This is a genomic window from Mesorhizobium sp. CNPSo 4688 (assembly GCF_057784295.1).
This window is the reverse complement of record NZ_JBWLUY010000005.1, coordinates 205,587-224,285: the sequence shown is the minus strand read 5'-3', so window position 1 is coordinate 224,285 and position 18,699 is coordinate 205,587. Positions and strand designations below refer to the sequence as shown.

The 18,699-nt window shown below is 62.8% G+C and carries 20 protein-coding genes; 11 read left to right on the top strand and 9 right to left on the bottom strand.

Annotation, left to right across the window (positions count from 1 at the left end; genetic code table 11):
• Positions 1-26 precede the first annotated feature (26 nt).
• Positions 27-1,049 (top strand): betaine--homocysteine S-methyltransferase, encoded by a 1,023-nt coding sequence (gene bmt / locus AC04SH_RS11320; protein WP_488575074.1) that lies wholly within the window; start codon positions 27-29, stop codon positions 1,047-1,049.
• Positions 1,050-1,062: 13 nt separating this feature from the next.
• Here bmt and AC04SH_RS11315 read toward each other — a convergent pair whose 3' ends face one another.
• From AC04SH_RS11315 to AC04SH_RS11285, 7 genes are all read right to left on the bottom strand, one after another.
• Positions 1,063-1,251 carry a hypothetical protein gene (locus tag AC04SH_RS11315; protein WP_488575073.1) on the bottom strand — a complete coding sequence of 63 codons (189 nt, stop codon included), beginning with the start codon at positions 1,249-1,251 and terminating at the stop codon, positions 1,063-1,065.
• A gap of 331 nt (positions 1,252-1,582) precedes the next feature.
• Positions 1,583-3,736, bottom strand: coding sequence for a vWA domain-containing protein (locus AC04SH_RS11310; protein ID WP_488575072.1), 2,154 nt, complete (start codon positions 3,734-3,736; stop codon positions 1,583-1,585).
• Between the two features lie 2 nt (positions 3,737-3,738).
• Positions 3,739-4,299, bottom strand: coding sequence for an RNA polymerase sigma factor (locus tag AC04SH_RS11305; protein ID WP_112565450.1), 561 nt, complete (start codon positions 4,297-4,299; stop codon positions 3,739-3,741).
• 79 nt (positions 4,300-4,378) lie between these two features.
• Entirely contained in the window at positions 4,379-5,557 is a 1,179-nt protein-coding gene (locus AC04SH_RS11300; protein ID WP_488575071.1) for a BaiN/RdsA family NAD(P)/FAD-dependent oxidoreductase, read from the bottom strand.
• Between the two features lie 58 nt (positions 5,558-5,615).
• Positions 5,616-6,347, bottom strand: coding sequence for a dienelactone hydrolase family protein (locus AC04SH_RS11295; RefSeq protein WP_488575070.1), 732 nt, complete (start codon positions 6,345-6,347; stop codon positions 5,616-5,618).
• Between the two features lie 114 nt (positions 6,348-6,461).
• Positions 6,462-7,145 carry a hypothetical protein gene (locus tag AC04SH_RS11290; protein ID WP_488575069.1) on the bottom strand — a complete coding sequence of 228 codons (684 nt, stop codon included), beginning with the start codon at positions 7,143-7,145 and terminating at the stop codon, positions 6,462-6,464.
• Between the two features lie 89 nt (positions 7,146-7,234).
• Positions 7,235-8,809 (bottom strand): trimethylamine methyltransferase family protein, encoded by a 1,575-nt coding sequence (locus tag AC04SH_RS11285; RefSeq protein ID WP_352587969.1) that lies wholly within the window; start codon positions 8,807-8,809, stop codon positions 7,235-7,237.
• Between the two features lie 260 nt (positions 8,810-9,069).
• Here AC04SH_RS11285 and AC04SH_RS11280 point away from each other — a divergent pair, with 260 nt between their 5' ends.
• Entirely contained in the window at positions 9,070-9,768 is a 699-nt protein-coding gene (locus AC04SH_RS11280; RefSeq protein WP_013531175.1) for a corrinoid protein, read from the top strand.
• An 89-nt stretch (positions 9,769-9,857) separates the two neighbouring features.
• Here the strand turns inward: AC04SH_RS11280 and AC04SH_RS11275 are convergent, their stop codons facing one another.
• Positions 9,858-9,998, bottom strand: coding sequence for an entericidin A/B family lipoprotein (locus AC04SH_RS11275; protein ID WP_112565267.1), 141 nt, complete (start codon positions 9,996-9,998; stop codon positions 9,858-9,860).
• Positions 9,999-10,063: 65 nt separating this feature from the next.
• Here AC04SH_RS11275 and AC04SH_RS11270 point away from each other — a divergent pair, with 65 nt between their 5' ends.
• Complete coding sequence (locus tag AC04SH_RS11270; protein WP_488575068.1) at positions 10,064-10,705, top strand: DUF1638 domain-containing protein; 642 nt, start codon at positions 10,064-10,066, stop codon at positions 10,703-10,705.
• Positions 10,706-10,720: 15 nt separating this feature from the next.
• Here AC04SH_RS11270 and AC04SH_RS11265 read toward each other — a convergent pair whose 3' ends face one another.
• A complete protein-coding gene (locus AC04SH_RS11265) occupies positions 10,721-11,251 on the bottom strand; it encodes a hypothetical protein (protein ID WP_488575067.1) in 531 nt (176 codons plus the stop codon).
• 121 nt (positions 11,252-11,372) lie between these two features.
• Between AC04SH_RS11265 and AC04SH_RS11260 the strand changes: the two genes are divergently transcribed.
• The 8 genes from AC04SH_RS11260 (at position 11,373) to AC04SH_RS11225 (ending at position 18,509) form a co-directional block, all read left to right on the top strand.
• Positions 11,373-11,948, top strand: a complete 576-nt coding sequence (locus AC04SH_RS11260) for a DUF4893 domain-containing protein (RefSeq protein WP_488575066.1) — start codon at positions 11,373-11,375, stop codon at positions 11,946-11,948.
• Between the two features lie 121 nt (positions 11,949-12,069).
• A complete protein-coding gene (locus AC04SH_RS11255; RefSeq protein ID WP_488575065.1) occupies positions 12,070-12,852 on the top strand; it encodes a formyl transferase in 783 nt (260 codons plus the stop codon).
• Between the two features lie 191 nt (positions 12,853-13,043).
• Positions 13,044-13,346 carry a virulence factor gene (locus AC04SH_RS11250; protein ID WP_477231347.1) on the top strand — a complete coding sequence of 101 codons (303 nt, stop codon included), beginning with the start codon at positions 13,044-13,046 and terminating at the stop codon, positions 13,344-13,346.
• On the top strand, positions 13,339-13,935 hold the full coding sequence (locus AC04SH_RS11245; RefSeq protein ID WP_488575064.1) for a methylenetetrahydrofolate reductase C-terminal domain-containing protein: 597 nt from the start codon (positions 13,339-13,341) through the stop codon (positions 13,933-13,935). The genes AC04SH_RS11250 and AC04SH_RS11245 overlap by 8 nt, the downstream gene beginning before the upstream one ends.
• On the top strand, positions 13,932-15,023 hold the full coding sequence (locus AC04SH_RS11240) for a methylenetetrahydrofolate reductase (protein WP_488575063.1): 1,092 nt from the start codon (positions 13,932-13,934) through the stop codon (positions 15,021-15,023). Before AC04SH_RS11245 ends, AC04SH_RS11240 begins: the two co-directional genes overlap by 4 nt.
• Positions 15,024-15,100: 77 nt before the next feature.
• Entirely contained in the window at positions 15,101-16,075 is a 975-nt protein-coding gene (locus tag AC04SH_RS11235) for a methyltetrahydrofolate cobalamin methyltransferase (protein WP_352587956.1), read from the top strand.
• On the top strand, positions 16,026-18,155 hold the full coding sequence (locus AC04SH_RS11230; protein WP_488575062.1) for an ASKHA domain-containing protein: 2,130 nt from the start codon (positions 16,026-16,028) through the stop codon (positions 18,153-18,155). The genes AC04SH_RS11235 and AC04SH_RS11230 overlap by 50 nt, the downstream gene beginning before the upstream one ends.
• Before the next feature lie 186 nt (positions 18,156-18,341).
• A complete protein-coding gene (locus AC04SH_RS11225; protein ID WP_477231350.1) occupies positions 18,342-18,509 on the top strand; it encodes a hypothetical protein in 168 nt (55 codons plus the stop codon).
• The last annotated feature ends 190 nt before the right edge of the window (positions 18,510-18,699 follow it).

Below are 18,699 nucleotides of genomic sequence, written 5' to 3'. Positions count from 1 at the left end.
CATTCGAAGATTTGAAAGCCGATCCGATGACCACGACCAATCCCATCGACGCATTGCTGGCCGAAAAGGGCGTGCTGCTGGCCGACGGCGCCACCGGCACCAATCTGTTCGCGATGGGTCTGGAGGCCGGCGAAGCGCCCGAGCTGCTCAACGAGACAGCGCCTGACACCATCACCAGCCTGCACCAGAATTTCGTCGATGCCGGCGCCGACATCATTCTCACCAACTCCTTCGGCGGCACCCGCCATCGGCTCAAGCTGCACCACGCGCAGGACCGCGTCCATGCCCTGAACAAGCGCGCCGCCGAGATCGCCCGCGCCGTCGCTGACAAGGCCGGCAGGAAAGTCATCGTCGCGGGCTCGGTCGGCCCGACCGGCGAGTTGCTGGTGCCGCTCGGCGCCATGACCTATGACGAAGCGGTCGAGGCCTTCGCCGAACAGATCGAAGGTCTGAAGGAAGGCGGCGCCGAAGTCGCCTGGATCGAGACCATGTCAGCGCCGGACGAAATCCGCGCTGCCGCCGAAGCCGCCATCCGCGTCGGCCTGCCCTACACCTATACCGGCTCGTTCGACACCGCCGGCCGCACCATGATGGGTCTGTTGCCCAGGGATATCCATGGCGTCGTCGACGGGCTGTCGCAAAACCCGCTCGGCGTCGGCGCCAATTGCGGTGTCGGCGCGTCCGACATCCTGGCGTCCCTGCTCGACATGACCGAGGCCAAGCCCGAGGCGACGGTGATCGTCAAGGGCAATTGCGGCATCCCGGAATTCCGTGGCACCGAGATCCATTATTCCGGCACGCCGGAACTGATGGCTGACTATGTCAGGCTGGCGGTCGATGCCGGCGCCAAGATCGTCGGCGGCTGCTGCGGCACCTCGTTCCAGCACCTTGCCGCCATGCGCAAGGCGCTCGACGCGCACACCAAGTCCGAACGTCCGACAGTCGAAAAGATCGTCGAGCGCATCGGTCCGATGCGCAACAAGGTGGCGACGGAAAACACCGCCGAGACCAGCGAAGCCCGCCGCGAACGTCGCCGCAGCCGAGCCTGATATCGATCTGGAATTATTCGCTGTTTTCAGCGTAGCGCGACAGCGCCGTCTTGAAATCCGTGCTTGTGCTGCCGGCGTCGCCGCCCATGGTCATCAGCGTACCCGATGCGCCGGGATCGGTGATCTGCTCAAGCATGACGCGGAAGCGGTCGTTGTTCAGTGCCGACATCGCCGTGGTCCTGGCCGCGGCCACGTCATTCATGATCCGCCGAGATTCCGCCGAATGCGGCTGCGAAGCGGTCGACTGAACGTCCCTTGCCGCCGGCATCGAAGTCGCAATGTCTTTGATCTGCAATTCGGCCCCCAAAGCCCTGTATTAGCTCTTCGTAACAAGAGGAAATTGCGATCCCGTTCCGGAATTGCCGCACAATTTAACGATCCGGCACCCCTTTGTTCGAGGCGCACCTCACCTGAATATCGCCAGACCGAAAAAAGGCCGGCAAGGTTTCCCTCGCCGGCCTGCCTCACCCGCCCGTAGCCGGTTCCCCCGTATCAGAACGACCCCCGTCTGAAAGGAACCGGCTGTATTGCCACTACCGGTTACCGCCCAGCGCCGAGGCAAGGCGCACAAGCGAAAGGAACTCGGACCTGTACCCAAACGGGTCGGCTCCTCGGGCGGCGGTGGCAATCTCCATGATCTTGTCGTAGCCGAACTTCGCGGTCGCATCCTCGTCGCGCAGCTTCTGGCCGAAGGCGGCGACAGCGACGGAGAAACGCTGGTCTGTGCTGGCCTGGTCGAAGGACTCGACCTCGTTGGCCGACGTCACCGGCGTTGTGATCAGCTTCGAGACGTCTTCGTTCGGCAGCTTGTAGCGGATCTTCACGAAGGCATATTCGTCGGCATTGGCCACACCGCCATTGTTAACCGTGGCCTGGCCGTAGCGCAGCGGATCCATCTGCTCGCCGCCACTGCCCTTCGGCGTGATCTCGTAGATGGCGGTGACCGAATGGCCCGAGCCGATATCGCCGGCATCGACGCGGTCATCGTTGAAATCCTCGCGGTTCAAAGCGCGGGTCTCGTAGCCGATCAGCCGGTATTCCGACACCTTGTTCGGGTTGAACTCGACCTGGATCTTGACGTCCTTGGCGATGGTGAACAGCGTCGAAGAGGCATCCTCGACAAGGACCTTCTCGGCCTCGGCCAGCGTGTCGATATAGGCGGCGGTGCCGTTGCCGTTCTGGGCGATGGTCTGCATCATCTGGTCGTTCAGATTGCCGCGTCCGAAGCCGAATACCGACAGGAAGACGCCCGTCTTGCGCTCCTGCTTGATCAATCGCTTCAGATCCTCGTCATCAGTCTGGCCGACATTGAAGTCGCCGTCTGTGGCCAGCATCACACGGTTGATCCCGTCCTTGATGAAGGACTGCTGGGCAAGCTTGTAGGCTTCCTTGATGCCTGCCTCGCCGGCCGTCGAGCCGCCGGGCGTCAGATTGTCGATGGCATTGAGTATCTTGTCCTTCTCGGTAACCTTGGTCGGCATCAGCACCGTGCCGGCGTCACCGGCATAAGTGACGATCGAGATGGTGTCGTCCGCCTTCAGCTTGCTGACCAGCAGCCGGAACGCCGACTTGAGCAGCGGCAGCTTGTCCGGCTCGTCCATCGAACCCGACACGTCGATCAGGAACACCAGATTGGCCTTGGGCTGCTCGACCGGCTTGACGTCGAAACCCTTGATGGCGACGTGCATCAGCTTGGTGTGCCCGTTCCACGGCGTCGGCATGACACTGACAGTCGAGTTGAACGGCGTCGAGGCCGAATCCGGACCCTTCCAGTCATAGGGGAAGTAATTGACCATCTCCTCGACGCGCACCGTGTCGGCCTGCGGCAGGTAGCCCTGCTTCAGCGAGCCGCGCACGAAGGAATAGGAAGCGGTGTCGACGTCGATCGAGAAGGTCGAGACCGGATCCTGAAGGGCTGCATGCACCGGATTGGTTTTGAAATCCTCGACGCGGTCGCGGTTTTCCTCCTGCGGCGCAATCTGGTCGGCCGGCATCGTCGAAGGCTGCTGCGGCGCCACCAGCTTGGATTCGGCGGTCCCCTGGACACGGCTTGCCCGCGCGGCATCGGCTGCTGGCGCAGGTGGCGCCAGTTGCATGATAACTCTGCCACCCGATGGCGCGGCCTCGGTGCTTGGCGCAGGCTCGGGCGCCTGCCGGTAAGTCTGCAAAGTGCCGTTCTCGCGTTCGTTAACCGTCGCCGGAGCCTCGGTCTTCGGGGGCGCGGTCGGCGTGACAAGCGCATCGTTGACGTCGCGGCTTCGCACCTCGGCGTCGGCATCGGCCTTCTTCAGGTCGCCTTCGGACGCCTGCTTGTCTTTTCCCGGTGTGTTGATCGCCGGCCCACTGGTTGCCGGTTTGTCGGCCAGCGTTTCGGTGATCTTCTCGTCGCCGCCGAACGGCGACGGCTGTTCCCTCAGCATGTGGAAGGTGGCGTATCCGGCGATCGGCAGGGCGACGAGCCCGGCAATGGCCGGCGTGGCAATGAGTTTCTTTTGCATGATCTCGCTCCAGAGCTTTTGTGCTCGCTCTGTGAGACGAAGCCCGCCAACCGATCCTTGGGTGACGGCAGAAATATTTTCCTGATCATAGGCGCGCATGGCGGCTTCGAAGGCGCGTGCCTTCGCGCTCTCGGCCGGCGCCGGTACTGCTGCATCGCGCAGCCTGTTGAGTTCGTTGTCGTCGACCATGGTCACACTTCCCCGGCCGAACGCATCAACGTCTTCAGCCGTTTCTTCGCTTCATGGATGTGCCAGGAAACCGTCGTCTCCGAGATTGCCATCGCCTCGGCGGCGGCCGCATGGCTCAAACCTTCGCCATAGACCAGAAGTACTGCATCGCGCTGCTTGTCCGGCAATTGCCGCACCGCTGCCCAGAGCGCCTCAGTGGGATCTTCGGGCTCGGCCGAGGCCTCTCCCGATATCATGCTGTAGGCACCGTAGGCCTCGGTCTTGACGTTTTCGCGCGTGGTCTTGCGCATCATGTCGCGCGCCGCGTTCATCGTCACGGAATAAAGCCATGTCGTGAACGCGCCGCCGCCGCGATAGTCGCGGATCGCCTTGCCGAGGCGGACACAAACTTCCTGGGCGATGTCTTCGGCATCGGCCTTTTTTCCGCACCAGCGATAGGCGGCGCGATAGACGAAGTCGTAGTGCCTTTCCAGCAATTTGCCGAAGGCACCCCTGTCTCCGCCCTTCGCCCGCCCGATCAACTCGGCGTCGGAGGCTTCGCTTTCATCCAGCATCATCGCCATCATTTGCCTGTTGGACGAAGGCTAATGGCCAATCCTTGGGGTTATAGAAAGATTTTTTTCAGGCAGGCGCTTTTCGAAACTAGACGACTTGTCCTGCCACCCAGCCGGACGACCACGCCCACTGGAAATTGTAGCCGCCAAGCCAGCCCGTGACATCGACGACCTCGCCGATGAAAAACAGGCCCGGCACGGACTTCGCCTGCATCGTCTTCTGGTCGAGCCCGTTGGTGTCGACGCCGCCAAGCGTCACTTCGGCGGTGCGATACCCCTCGGAGCCGGCCGGCTTGATGCGCCAGTCGTTGACGGCGGCGTCGACAGTTTTCATCTGCAGGTCCGTCAAATCAGCGAGATTGCCATCGATCCCCGTACGCTCGGCCACCGCTTGTGCAAGGCGCTTGGGCAGATGGTTTGCCAGCACCGTCTGCACCGCTTGTCTGCCGTTGACGCGCCGGGCGGCGCGCAGCAGCTCGGCCACATCCATCCGCGGCAGAATGGCGATGCGGATTTCGTCGCCTTCGCGCCAATAGGACGATATCTGTAGGATGGACGGCCCGCTCAGGCCGCGATGTGTGAACAGCATCGCCTCCGAAAACCGCGTCTTGCCGCAAGCGACCTCGGCGTCGACGGCGTTGCCCGCCAGGGGCGCCAGCCGCTCGAGCGTCCTGGCGTCGAAGGTCAGCGGCACCAGCGCCGGTCGCGTTTCCATCACGGCCAGGCCGAATTGTGCCGCCAGCTCGTAGCCGAAACCCGTCGCGCCCATCTTGGGGATCGACTTGCCGCCGCAGGCCACGACCAGCGATTGGCAGGCGACGGTGCCGCTGGAGAGGCTCAGGGTAAACCCTTCCGCGGTCCGGCTGACGTCCCTCACCTCGGTCGACACCGCTAGTTCCGCACCCCGGTCCTGCATTTCGGAAACCAGCATGTCGATGATCTGGCGCGCAGAGCCATCGCAAAACAGCTGCCCCAGCGTCTTCTCGTGATAGGCGATGCCATGGCGTTCGACGAGCGCGATGAAGTCGCGCTGCGTGTAGCGGCTGAGCGCCGAGATGCAGAAATGCGGATTGCCGGAGAGAAAATTCTTCGGGCTGGTATGGATGTTGGTGAAATTGCAGCGCCCACCGCCCGAGATGCGGATCTTGTCGCCGGGCTTTGCCGCGTGATCGAGCACCAGAACCGAGCGGCCGCGCTTGCCCGCCTCGATGGCGCACATCATTCCGGCGGCACCGGCGCCGATCACCACGACATCACAGGATTGCATCAGGCTGTTCGTTCCCGCTCGACCTGCGGCGTTCTAGCAGGCCACCAACGGTAAGAAGTCAAGCCAGCGTTTCGGCAAAGAACGCCAGCAGCCGCTTCCAGTGGCGTTCGGCGCCCGCTTCATCGTAGACGCCGTGGTCCGGTACGCACCAGCCATGGCCGACGCCGACATAGTTCTCGATCGTGTGGTCGACCTCGGCGACCCTGAGCGCCTCGGCCAGCCGCGCAGACTGCTCCGGTGGAAAGCTGCGGTCGACGCCGGCGGTGCCGACATAGACGCGCGCCTTGATCGAGGCTGCGTTGCGGTGCGGGCTGTCGGGAGCCTCGCTCGCCAGATTGCCGCCATGGAAGCTCGCCGCGGCCGCGATCCGATCGGAATGCGTAGCGGCAGCGTTCAGCGCCCGGCCGCCGCCCATGCAATAGCCAACGACGCCAACCGGACCGCTGATGCCTTGCGAAGCCAGAGCATCGAGGAAAGCGCCGCTGTCGCGGATGGTCATGTCCTGCGTCGTGCCGGTGACCAGCGCCATCAGCGCCACCTTCGTCTCCTCGACGGCAAAAGCGGACTTGGCGTCGAACGGACCATAGGGCGCATTGCGGTAGAACAGGTCCGGCACCAGCACGGCATAGCCATGTCCGGCGAGCCGCTCGGCCATCACATCGAGCACCGGACGCGGCCCGAACGCGTCCATATAGAGGATCACGCCGGCCTTCGCTGGGCCAGCCGGGCGAAACAGCCCGGCTTTGGCCACGCCGTCCTTGGTCTTGATCTCGATGTCCTGCTTGGCCATGGCTCGCTCCGTTTGAGTGTCGCGCGATACATATCCGGGACAGACGGCTGGGCAAATCAATCCCGGACCCGACGCGTTTACAAATCCGTATCGCTCGGCCGCAGGGACGGAAACTCAGCGCGCGAATGCCGCCATGTGAAAGGCCTGCACGTCAGGGGGATAGCGATAGGCTTTGCCATAGGGACAGGCGTTGCGGTCGAGGCAGCCGCCGGTCCGACAGGGCGAACCATTCGCTCCCCGCAGATGCGCGACGCATGATTGATAGGCAAAGCCATCCTTCGAATAGGCGTCGACCGGACAGGATTTCATGCAAGGTTTTGCGACACATGTGTCGCAGAGGTGAATCGATGCCTGAGACGCCTCGACCGATATCTCGTCCTCGAACAGCAGCGCGCCGCGATAGGCATGCCAGAGCCCGTATTTCGGATGCATGAGAATGCCGAGCGGTGACGGCTTTAGCCCTTCAGCCCGCATCGCCCATTGCTGGAACGGCAGATATGGCCTGTCGGATGGCGACACGGCGCGCGCGCCAAATTTTTCCGCCACCGCGCCGATCACCTCGCGTGACCATGTGTCCAGCGGATTGGCGATAGTTTGCGGTTGTCGCTCGCGCCAGCGCAGGAAATGCGGCCAGGGCGCCGCGCCCGCCTGCCCGACCAAAAAGGCTGATTTGGCGGAAGCACCTGACAGGCCAGAGGGTGCCTCCTCGCCTTCGGCGAATGTGACGCAGCCGCGCAGGATGAGGCCGTTGGCGGAAAGCGCGGCCGCTATCTCGTCAGCGGTGCCGCGCACAATCATCCCTTCTGGTCCGGGTCGGAGAAAGCGCTCCGCCAGACTTCCTTGTGGATGATGTTGGCGACTTTAGCCCCGCCTGACTCGGGCTCCTTTCAAGTGAAGGCGTCAGCCATCGACGCCTTCTTCGTCGCGATGTAGTCCTTCAGCCCGTCGTCGATGCCCGGATCGAGATACGGCGCCTCGTAGCTCTCCAGCCAGCGGCGGGCGAGCTCATTGGCGCGCTGAGGTGCGGTCTTTTCGCCCTCGGCCAGCCACTGCTCGTAGGAATTGTTGTCGGCTATGCTGGAACGGTAGAAGGCGGTCTGGAAATTCGCCTGCGTGTGGTCGCAGCCGAGATAGTGGCTGCCCGGGCCGACCTGGCGGATGGCGTCCATCGCCTGGCCATTTTCCGACAGGTCGACACCCTCGGCGAACTTCTGCTGCATGCCGAGCTGGTCGATATCCATCATGAATTTTTCGTAGCAGGACGCCAGTCCGCCTTCGAGCCAGCCAGCCGAATGCAGCACAAAATTGGTGCCGGCCAGAATGGTCGAGTTCAGCGTGTTGGCGCTCTCATAGGCTGCTTGGGCGTCCGGAACCTTGGACGCGCAGAGCGAGCCGCCGGTGCGGAACGGCAGGCCAAGACGGCGGGCCAGCTGTGCAGCGCCATAGGACACCAGCGACGGTTCCGGCGTGCCGAAGGTCGGCGCACCCGACTGCATCGAGATCGACGAGGCGAAGGTGCCGAACAGCACCGGCGCACCGGGCCGGATCAGCTGCGTGAACGAGGCGCCGGCCAGCACTTCGGCCAGAACCTGCGTCAGCGTGCCGGCGACCGTCACCGGGCTCATCGCGCCGGCGAGAATGAACGGCGTGACGATGCAGGCCTGGTTGTGGCGCGAATAGACTTTCAGCGCGCCCAGCATGGTTTCGTCGAACACCATCGGCGAATTGGCGTTGATCAGGCTGGTCAGCACGGTGTTGTTTTCGACGAAATCGTCACCGAACACGATCTTGGCCATGGCGACCGTGTCTTCGGCCCGCTCCGGCGCGGTGACCGAGCCCATGAACGGCTTGTCGGAATACTTTATGTGCGAATAGACCATGTCGAGATGACGCTTGTTGACCGGCACGTCGACCGGCTCGCACACCGTGCCGCCCGAATGGTGGATCGATGGCGCCATGTAGGCGAGCTTCACGAAATTCTGGAAATCCTCGATCGTTGCGTAGCGCCTGACACCGTCGAGATCGCGCACGAAGGGCGGGCCGTAGACCGGCGCGAAGACGGTGGCGTTGCCGCCGATCTGCACCGAACGCTCGGCGTTGCGCGCATGCTGGGTGTAGATGGGCGGCGCGGTCTTGAGCAGCGAACGGCAGAGGCCCTTGGGGAAGTGCACGCGCTCGCCCTTGACGTCGGCGCCGGCCTCTTTCCACAGCTGCAGCGCTTCGGCGTCGTCGCGGAAGATGATGCCGATCTCTTCCAGCACCGTATCGGTGTTGTTTTCGATAATCGCCAGGCCCTCCTCGTTGAGGACCTCATAGATGTTGATCTTGCGCTTGATGTAGGTGAGCTGCGTGCCCGGTCCGCCGCCCGAGCGCGCCGCGCGCCTTGCCGCCGCGCCGCCGCTGGCCGCACGCCCGCGTCGCGCATTGGACGCTTCCTGGTCGACTGACGCGTTCTCACTCATGATCGTTTTCCCTAAAAACCGTTTGCGGCCGCATATCGCAGCTTCTCGCCCGGATCGTAGCCATGCACCCTATTCGAAACGGCCCGCCAGCGCCAACGCCTGTCGCAAAATCGACAAGAATTCCAATAGATTTGCGGTCGCTTTCCTTTTGCGGGAAGTCGCAAATCAGCTATGGATACACGCCCACGCCGGGTTAGGTATTGACGCGATAAATTTGAGCCGCCGCGATCTCATCCCGCGCGGCAAGGAGCCTGAGAAAAATGTCCGACGACGAGATCATCCTCTCCGAGCTTTCCGACGACGAGCTGGTGCAGCAGATGCACGACGATCTCTATGACGGGCTGAAGGAAGAGATCGAGGAAGGCACCAACATCCTGCTCGAGCGCGGCTGGGCGCCCTACAAAGTGCTGACCGAGGCGCTGGTCGAAGGCATGCGCATCGTCGGCGAGGATTTTCGCGACGGCATCCTGTTCGTTCCCGAAGTGCTGCTGTCGGCCAACGCCATGAAGGCCGGCATGTTCATCCTGCGCCCGCTGCTCGCCGCCACCGGCGCGCCCAAGCAGGGCAAGATGGTGATCGGCACCGTCAAGGGCGACATCCACGACATCGGCAAGAATCTCGTCGGCATGATGATGGAAGGCGCCGGCTTCGACGTCATCGACCTCGGCATTAACAATGCGGTCGAGAAATATCTCGACGCCATTGAGCAGCACCAGCCCGACATCATCGGCATGTCGGCGCTTTTGACCACGACTATGCCCTATATGAAGGTCGTCATCGACACGATGAAGGAAAAGGGCATCCGCGACGACTATGTCGTGCTGGTCGGCGGTGCGCCGCTCAACGAGGAATTCGGCAAGGCCGTCGGCGCCGACGCCTATTGCCGCGACGCGGCGGTGGCGGTCGAGACCGCCAAGGACTTCATGAAGCGCAAGCACAATGTGCGCGCTTCAGCCTGATTTCACTAGCAAGGCGTCTGGCCAACAATCGAAAGCCGCGCCTTGCAGCGCGGCTTTTTTGTTCCCAGCTATTGGAACGGATAGCGGCGTCAGGGTTTGGTGACGGTGTCGTCGATGGCTTTCGCGGTCGATTTGAGATCCCGGCCGACGCCGCGGACGGTGTTGGCGCAGGCCGTAAGCGCCAGGGCGCAGGCAAGGATTGCGATCGGCGCAACGCGTAACAGTTTCATGGACGGTTTATCCCTCTCTCGATAGATTCGCCCCACAGCAACGAAGGCCGCTTCGACCGGGTTCCATGGCAAGGATGCAAAAAACGAAACCGAATCAAGACGACAGGCTGCTGGTCATCGCCTGCGGAATGATTGCGCGCGAAGTTTTGGCCGTCAAGGAGCAGCTCAAGCTCGACCATCTCGACCTGACCTGCCTGCCGGCGGAGTTCCATTTCTACCCCGACCGAATCGCCCCGGCGATGGACAAGGCGATCGAAAAGGCCAAGGCGGAAGGCTATGAGCATATCTTCGTCGGCTATGCCGATTGCGGCACCGGCGGCCTGCTCGACCGGGTGCTGAAGAAGCACGGTGTCGAGCGCATGGCCGGCCCGCACTGCTTTGCCTTCTATCAGGGCATGGATGCCTACGCGAAGGTCGCCGACGACGACATGATGTCGTTTTACATGACCGATTTCCTCTGCCGCCAGTTCGACGCCTTCTTCATGAAGCCGCTCGGCCTCGACAAGCATCCCGAGCTGATCAAGGACTATTTCGGCAATTACGAGAAGCTGGTCTACATCGCCCAGACCGACGATCCGGAGCTCGACAAGGTCGCCGAGAAGGCCGCTTCTCTGCTCGGTCTCGCCTATGAGCGCCGCTCGACTGGCTATGGCGACCTCACAGGCGAACTTGCGCGGGTGGCGGCACATCCAGAAGAAGTCCGCTAGGCGCCCGAATTCGGATTATTTGCTCTCCGGTTGCGGATCCGACACGAAATCGACAACGCGGCCGTTGTCCAACCGGATCGGCCCCGTTGCAGTTGGATCCTTGCGCAAAGCCTCTGCAAGCAGAGCGTCGACTGAGTCGAGATTGGCCTGCAGAACTGAGCGATCGCCCAGTTCCCAGTACTCGCCTTCATCAAAGACGTCGAACTCTACGAAAAGAGGGGCAACCTTACGAAGCAACTCAATGATTTCGATATGGGCCTCCGACCCGGCAAACTGGCTCTTGCAATATTGCTGCATGAAGAGGTCCCTGTCGAACTCGAACCTTAGGTGATCCGACTTGGGATGCGGCAGGCATTCTATCCCCATGACCGGGCTGATATAGTCAACGCTGCGTTCGTCGATGACCCGGTTGAGAACCATTTCGGCTTCGTCTATTGGCCGAAATCGCCAGTCTCGAGCGATGGCAAACGCTTCAACTTCCTGCAACAGCGCAACATATTGTTCCTCTCCGGGCAGTTGCCCCTCAAAATGAATCGTAACCCCCACGCGCACCTCTCCACGGACATACTGCAATATAAAGCACGGATGACAGGCCGCCGCGAATGGTTAAGTTGTGCGCCGGTAGACAGAATCGGCTGCTCCAGCCGTGCCAACATGGATACATCAGATGACCCCTCGCCTGCTGATTGCCGCCCTTGGCCTCCTCTGTTTCGCCCTGCCCGCTCACGCCGACGGCGAGGTGCAGAAGATCATCACGCCGGCCGACAAGGCACGGCTCGACAAATATGGCGAGACCCGGAAAGCTGCCCTTGAAGAGGCGAAGGCCGGCGACCCGGCCGAGGTTAGCGAGCTCAACACCTTGCTGGCCAAGCCCCTGGTCGCCTTTTCCGACAAGGATCTGACCGGCAACTGGCAATGCCGCACCATCAAGGTCGGCGGCATCAGTCCGCTGGTCATCTATGGCTGGTTCAAGTGCAAGGTCACGGACGACGGCTCCGGCTGGCGGCTGGAAAAGATCACGGGCTCACAGCGCACGACAGGCCGGTTCTTCGATGACAGCGAGAAACGCGCAATCTATCTCGGTTCCGGTTATGTCAATGACAACAAGCCGAAGCGCTATGGCAGCGGCCCGGAAAGCGACCAGGTCGGCTATGTCTTCCGCAACAGCACCAATGAGTGGCGCATCGAATTCCCGGCGCCCTATTACGAATCGCATCTCGACATCATGGAATTGAAGCGCTGATCCACGAGCTTTTCGCCCTCGGGGGCGGCTGGCGCGGTCATCAAGATTTAACCCCGCCTGGCACAGAATTGAGCCAGGCAGCGCACGGGAAGACGGTTGCGCGCCGGCAAGAAGGCGCGCCATGGCTTCAGCTGACAAGAACAGTGCTGCGATCGTTGTCGTCACCGAAGGCGGCCCCCACATCTGGGCCATCGTCAACGCCATCGCCGACCGTCTCGGCCCTGTCAGCGTCATCCTGGAAAACCCTGAGTCCAAAAAGCAATTGCTGCTCGGCCGCGCCCGCCGCCAGGGCTGGTTTTCTGCCATCGGCCAGCTCGGTACGATGCTGCTGACCAGGCTGGGCAAACGCTTCTTTGCCGGCCATGCGGCGCAGCTGATTGCCGGGCAGAAACTTGAGACCGAACCAAGGCCGGACCAGAAGATCATCCACGTCTCCTCTGCCAACGCGCCCGACTGCCTGCAGGCGATCGCCGACATCCGACCGGGCGTGGTGTTGCTTGCCGGCTGCCGGCTCTTGTCCCGGCAGACGCTGGCGCAAATGCCTTGTCCTGTGCTCAACTATCACGCCGGCATCGCGCCGAAATACCGCGGCATGAATGGCGGCTACTGGGCGCTGGCTTCCGGCGATCCCCAGAATTTCGGCACCACGGTGCATCTGGTCGATGCCGGCGTCGACACGGGCGACGTTCTGAAACAGGCGCGCGGCAGGCCTGAGCCCGGCGACACCATTTCAAGCTATGCACTGCGCCAGGCGGCATTCTCGCGCGACATCTGTGTCGAGGCGGTCCGCGATGCGCTGGACGGCAAGCTGGCGACCATCAAGCCGGATCTGCCGTCGAAACAATGGTACCACCCGACGATCTGGTTCTACCTCTGGACCGGCCTCACCAGGCGGGTCTGGTAGCCGGCAATTCCCCGAAATCTCGCCTTTCTTTTTGCGACTCCCAATAGCGTCGCTTTTGAATGCGCGCGCGTCGTCCCATAACAAGCAGCCCCACTGCGCATCCGGCAATGCTCGCACCTGCTGAATAGAGTGGTCGAGCGTCCTTCGTGCGTCCAAGCGGATGCACTGCGCTCGGCAGGGAGTGAGAATTCATGGCCGATCTGATCGTCGTCTACTGGCGCGACATACCCGCCCAGGTGATCGTCAAGAAGGGCCGGCAGAACGCCAAGCGCGAGCTGCCGCTGCGCTTCACCGAGGCGATCGACATGTGCGCCATGCGCACCGGCGCCGGCGGCACCGATGATTACCTTGCCGAATGGCGCAAGGCCGAACCGGTCCCGGTCGGCGACGATCTCGAAGCCGAGGTCGAGAAGGCCTTCAACGACATCGACGCGAAATATGACCGCGAGCGGCTGGTCGCTCTGGTCAAGGCGGGCGGGAAAGAACATGTCTGAGTCTCAACCGGCGGTTACCCAGGCCACTCTGGTCAAGAAGGCAGCGCCGAAATCCGACTACAAGCCGGCCGATGTGTCGCCGCAGCGGCGCGTGCAGCGCTCGTTTGCAGTCAGGCTGTGGTCGATCCGGCATTCGCGCCTGCTCGAATGGTTCTACTCCAGGTTCGCCGACATGTTCCTGCTTCTCCATCCTTTGTGGAAAGGCCTCGGCTACGGGCGGGTCGAAGCCCCGATCAAGTTTGTCGAAAAACGCGTCAAAGGCTTCATGTTCGACTGCCGCATGTGCGGCCAGTGCGTGTTGTCCTCGACCGGCATGTCGTGCCCGATGAACTGCCCCAAGCAGCTGCGCAACGGCCCGTGCGGCGGCGTGCGCGCCAATGGCAATTGCGAGGTCGAGCCCGACATGCCCTGCGTCTGGGTCAAGGCTTGGGAAGGCTCCAAGAACATGGTGCATGGCGACAAGATCCTCGACGTGCAAAAGCCGGTCGATCAGTCGTTGCGTGAGACGTCGGCGTGGCTGCGGGTGACCGCGCAGGCGGCGGCAGCCCGCGAAGCCGCGGCCAATGCCAAGACCGGAGCCGCCGCATGATCGCCCGCCAGCGCGACGAGAACCCGGCCGGCATCCATCTGCCGCTCGATCCCCTGCCCGGCCACTCCTCGCGCGGCCGGCTGGAGCGCGTGCTGCGGCGTGGCGAGTTCGCCGTCACCACCGAGCTCAACCCGCCCGACAGCGCCGATCCCGAAGACGTCTACAACCGGGCGAAGATTTTCGACGGCTGGGTCGACGCCATCAATGCGGTCGATGCCTCCGGCGCCAACTGCCACATGTCCTCGGTCGGCATCTGCGCGCTTTTGACCCGCATGGGCTACGCCCCGATCATGCAGATCGCCTGCCGCGACAAGAACCGCATCGCCATCCAGGGCGATGTGCTGGGTGGTGCGGCGATGGGAGTCGCCAACATGCTGTGCCTCACCGGCGACGGTGTGCAGGCCGGCGACCAGCCCGGCGCCAAGCCGGTGTTCGATCTGGATTCCATGTCGCTGCTCGAAACCTGCCGCATCATGCGCGACAACGGCAAGTTCCTGTCCGGCCGCAAGTTGACGACACCGCCGCAGATCTTCCTCGGCGCCGCCGTCAATCCGTTTGCGCCGCCCTTCGATTTCCGTCCGATCCATCTCGGCAAGAAGATCGCCGCCGGCGCGCAGTTCGTGCAGACGCAGTACTGTTTCGACGTGCCGATGTTCAAAACCTTCATGCAGAAGGCGCGCGATCTCGGCCACACCGAAAAGGTGTTCATCCTGTGCGGGGTCGGCCCGCTGGCCTCGGCCAAGACGGCCAAATGGATCCGCTCCAACGTGCCCGGCATCCATATCCCGGACGCCATCATCAAGCGGCTGGAGGGTGCGCAGGACCAGAAGAAGGAAGGCAAGCAGCTCTGCATCGACATCATCAACGAGGTGAAGGAAATCCCGGGCGTCGCCGGCATCCATGTAATGGCCTACCGCCAGGAGGAGTATGTCGCCGAGATCGTCGATGAATCGGGCGTGCTGAAGGGCCGCCAGCCGTGGAAACGCGAGATCCGCCGTGACGACCAGATGGTCGCCGACCGGCTCGACCACATATTGCATGACGAGATTACCGAAACGCAGGTGGACATGGTAAAGACCGCGCACTAAGCCCGGCCGAGCACCAGACCCTGGAACGAAACCAGACACGATATAAAGAAGCACTTTATATCAGGCGGAGAGACTTCATGACCCGGACCATCGTCGCCTCGGCGACACGCGAGATCATCATCGGCTTCGACCAGCCCTTCTGCGTGATTGGCGAGCGCATCAACCCGACCGGCCGCAAGAAGCTGGCCGCCGAGATGGTGGCCGGCAATTTCGAAACCGTCATCAAGGATGCGCTGGAACAGGCCGCCTGCGGCGCCACCATGCTTGACGTCAATGCCGGCGTCACCGCTGTCGACCCGAACGCCACCGAGCCGGCGCTGCTGGTGCAGACGCTGGAGATCGTCCAGGGTCTGGTCGACCTGCCGCTGTCGATCGATTCCTCCGTCAGCGCCGCAATCGAAGCCGCATTGAAGGTCGCCAAGGGCCGGCCGCTGGTCAACTCCGTCACCGGCGAGGAAGAAAAGCTCGAAGCCATCCTGCCGCTGGTCAAGAAGTACAATGTGCCGGTCGTCGCCATCTCCAATGACGAGACCGGCATTTCGATGGATCCGGACGTCCGCTTCGCCGTCGCCAAGAAGATCGTGCAGCGCTGCGCCGATTTCGGCATTCCGGCGCATGACGTCGTCGTCGACCCGCTGGTCATGCCGATCGGCGCGCTGGGCGATGCCGGCCGCCAGGTGTTTGCGCTGCTGCGTCGGCTCCGCGAAGAGCTCAAGGTCAACACCACTTGCGGCCTCTCCAACATCTCGTTCGGCCTGCCGCACCGCCACGGCATCAACGCCGCCTTCATCCCGATGGTGATCGGCGCCGGCATGACCTCGGCGATCATGAACCCCGTGCGCCCGCAGGAAATGGAAGCCGTGCGCGGCGCCAATGTGCTGAACGGCACTGACGAGAACTGCACCAACTGGATCAGGACCTACAAGGACTACAAGCCGGCCGAAGGTGGCCAGGCGGTTGCCGCGCCGACGCAGGTCAACGCGCCGGGCGATGGCGCTGCCAATGGTGGCCGCCGCCGTGGCGGACGCGAAGCTCGGATGGCTCGAGGATAAGCGCGCAATCGTGAACTCGCCTGCAAACATTACCGATCCGCTCGTGCTGTTCATGCCGTCAGGCAAGCGCGGGCGGTTTCCTGTTGGCACATCGGTACTCGACGCCGCGCGCCAGCTTGGCGTCTATGTCGAAAGCGTCTGCGGAGGTCGTGCCACTTGCGGGCGCTGCCAGATCGAGGTGCAGGAAGGCAATTTCGCCAAGCACAAGATCGTCTCCTCTAACGACCACATTTCGCAGAAGGGCGCCAAGGAAGAGCGTTACGAGCGCGTGCGCGGCCTGCCCGAACGCCGCCGCCTCTCGTGCTCGGCGCAGATCCTCGGCGACCTCGTCATCGACGTGCCGCAGGATACGGTTATCAACGCGCAGACCATCCGCAAGGATGCCGACACCCGCGTCATCGCCCGCGATGCGGCGATCCGCATGTGCTATGTCGAGATCGAAGAACCCGACATGCACAAGCCGCTCGGCGATCTCGACCGCCTGAAGATCGCCCTGATGAAGGATTGGGGCTTCAAAAACCTCGAATTCGATTTCTACCTGATGCCGCAGGTGCAAGGCATTTTGCGCAAGGGCAACTGGACCGCTACCGCCGCCATCCACAAGGATGCCGAAAGCGACATCGCCCGCGTCATCGCGCTTTGGCCCGGCCTCAAGAACGAGGCCTATGGACTGGCCTGCGACATCGGCTCGACCACCATCGCCATGCATCTGGTGTCGTTGCTGTCGGGCCGCGTCGCCGCGTCGTCCGGCACGTCCAATCCGCAGATCCGCTTCGGCGAGGATCTGATGAGCCGCGTCTCCTATGTGATGATGAACCCGGACGGCCGCGAAGGCATGACGGTCGCCGTGCGCGAGGCGATCTCCGGCCTGGTCGACAAGGTCTGCGCCGAAGGCAATGTCCAGCGCAATGACATCCTGGATTCCGTCTTCGTCGGCAATCCGATCATGCACCACCTGTTCCTCGGCATCGATCCGACCGAGCTCGGCGGCGCGCCCTTCGCGCTCGCCGTCTCGGGCGCGGTGCGCATCAAAGCCTCCGATATCGGCCTGAAGCTCAACCAGGGCGCGCGTCTCTACATGCTGCCTTGCATCGCCGGCCATGTCGGCGCGGATGCTGCCGCCGTGACTTTGTCGGAAGGTCCGCACCGCCAGGATGAAATGATGCTGATCGTCGATGTCGGCACCAATGCCGAGATCGTGCTCGGCAACCGCACGCGCGTCGTCGCGGCCTCCTCCCCCACTGGTCCGGCCTTTGAGGGCGCTGAAATCTCCGGCGGTCAGCGCGCCGCGCCTGGCGCCATCGAGCGCGTGCGCATCGATCCCGAAACGCTGGAGCCGAAATACCGTGTCATCGGTTCGGAACTTTGGTCCGACGAGCCAGGCTTCCTCGACAGCGTCCAAGCCACCGGCGTCACCGGCATTTGCGGCTCCGGCATTATCGAGATCGTTGCCGAGATGTACCTCGCCGGCATTATCTCCGAGGATGGCGTCGTCGACGGGTCGCTGGCCGAACGTTCGCCGCGTGTCACCGCCAATGGCCGCACCTTCTCTTATGTCTTGAAGGAAGGCGAACCGAAGATCACCATCACCCAGACCGACGTGCGCGCCATTCAGCTTGCCAAGGCAGCGCTCTATGCCGGCACCAAGCTTCTGATGGAAAAGCAGAACACCGAGCACGTCGACCGCATCCATTTTGCCGGCGCCTTCGGCTCCTTCATCGATCCGAAATACGCCATGGTGCTGGGGCTGATCCCGGACTGCGACCTCGACAAGGTGTCGGCCGTCGGCAACGCCGCCGGTGCGGGCGCGCGCATGGCGCTGCTCAACCGCGGCTATCGCCGCGAGATCGAGGACACCGTCAGCCATATCGAGAAGATCGAGACCGCGCTTGAGCCGAAATTCCAGGAGCATTTCGTCTACGCCATGGCGCTGCCGAACAAGGTCGACCCGTTCCCGAAATTGTCGGCGGCGGTGAAATTGCCACCGCGCAAGACCGTCAGCGAGGACGGTATCGCCGGCGATGCCGCCCCACGCCGGCGTTCGCGCGAAGGCCACGCGGCCAGGCGCAGCCGCGAATAGGCCGGCCACCAAGGCTGGCGAATTCTTTCAATTTCATTTGTATGCAAATGTTTCCAGATCGCACCGATCTGGAAACCGAAGCGCTGTTTTCGCGCAATCCACCCGATACAGACGTGAAGCATTTAACGGACACCGAAAGGCGGGCCGGACTATTGCGCCGTCACAACGCTTCAAAGGAGAGTAACGATGTTCGAGACCCTCGGCCGTTTTCGTGCGGCCATCAAGCATGCCCAGTCCGTGCGTGCCATGAACAGCCTGCCGCCCGAAGTGCAGAAGGACGTTGGCTGGCCCGTGTCGCCGCGCATCGACGCCCAGGCCAACCTGACGCGCCTGATCCTGGGCTCGAGCCGCTGATGACCTTCGCCGACAAATGCAAATTGCTGACAAAACGCCGGGGCCGCCGCGTGGTCCCGGCTGCGCCTGACATCAAGCTGCGCGCCGCGCTGCTGCCCCGGCGCTGAGGCCGTTGGCGGGAAAACCGCAAACTCGGTCGATCAAACAACCGTGTTGCGTTGGTCCAAATTCTTGACATTTCGGCTGGAGG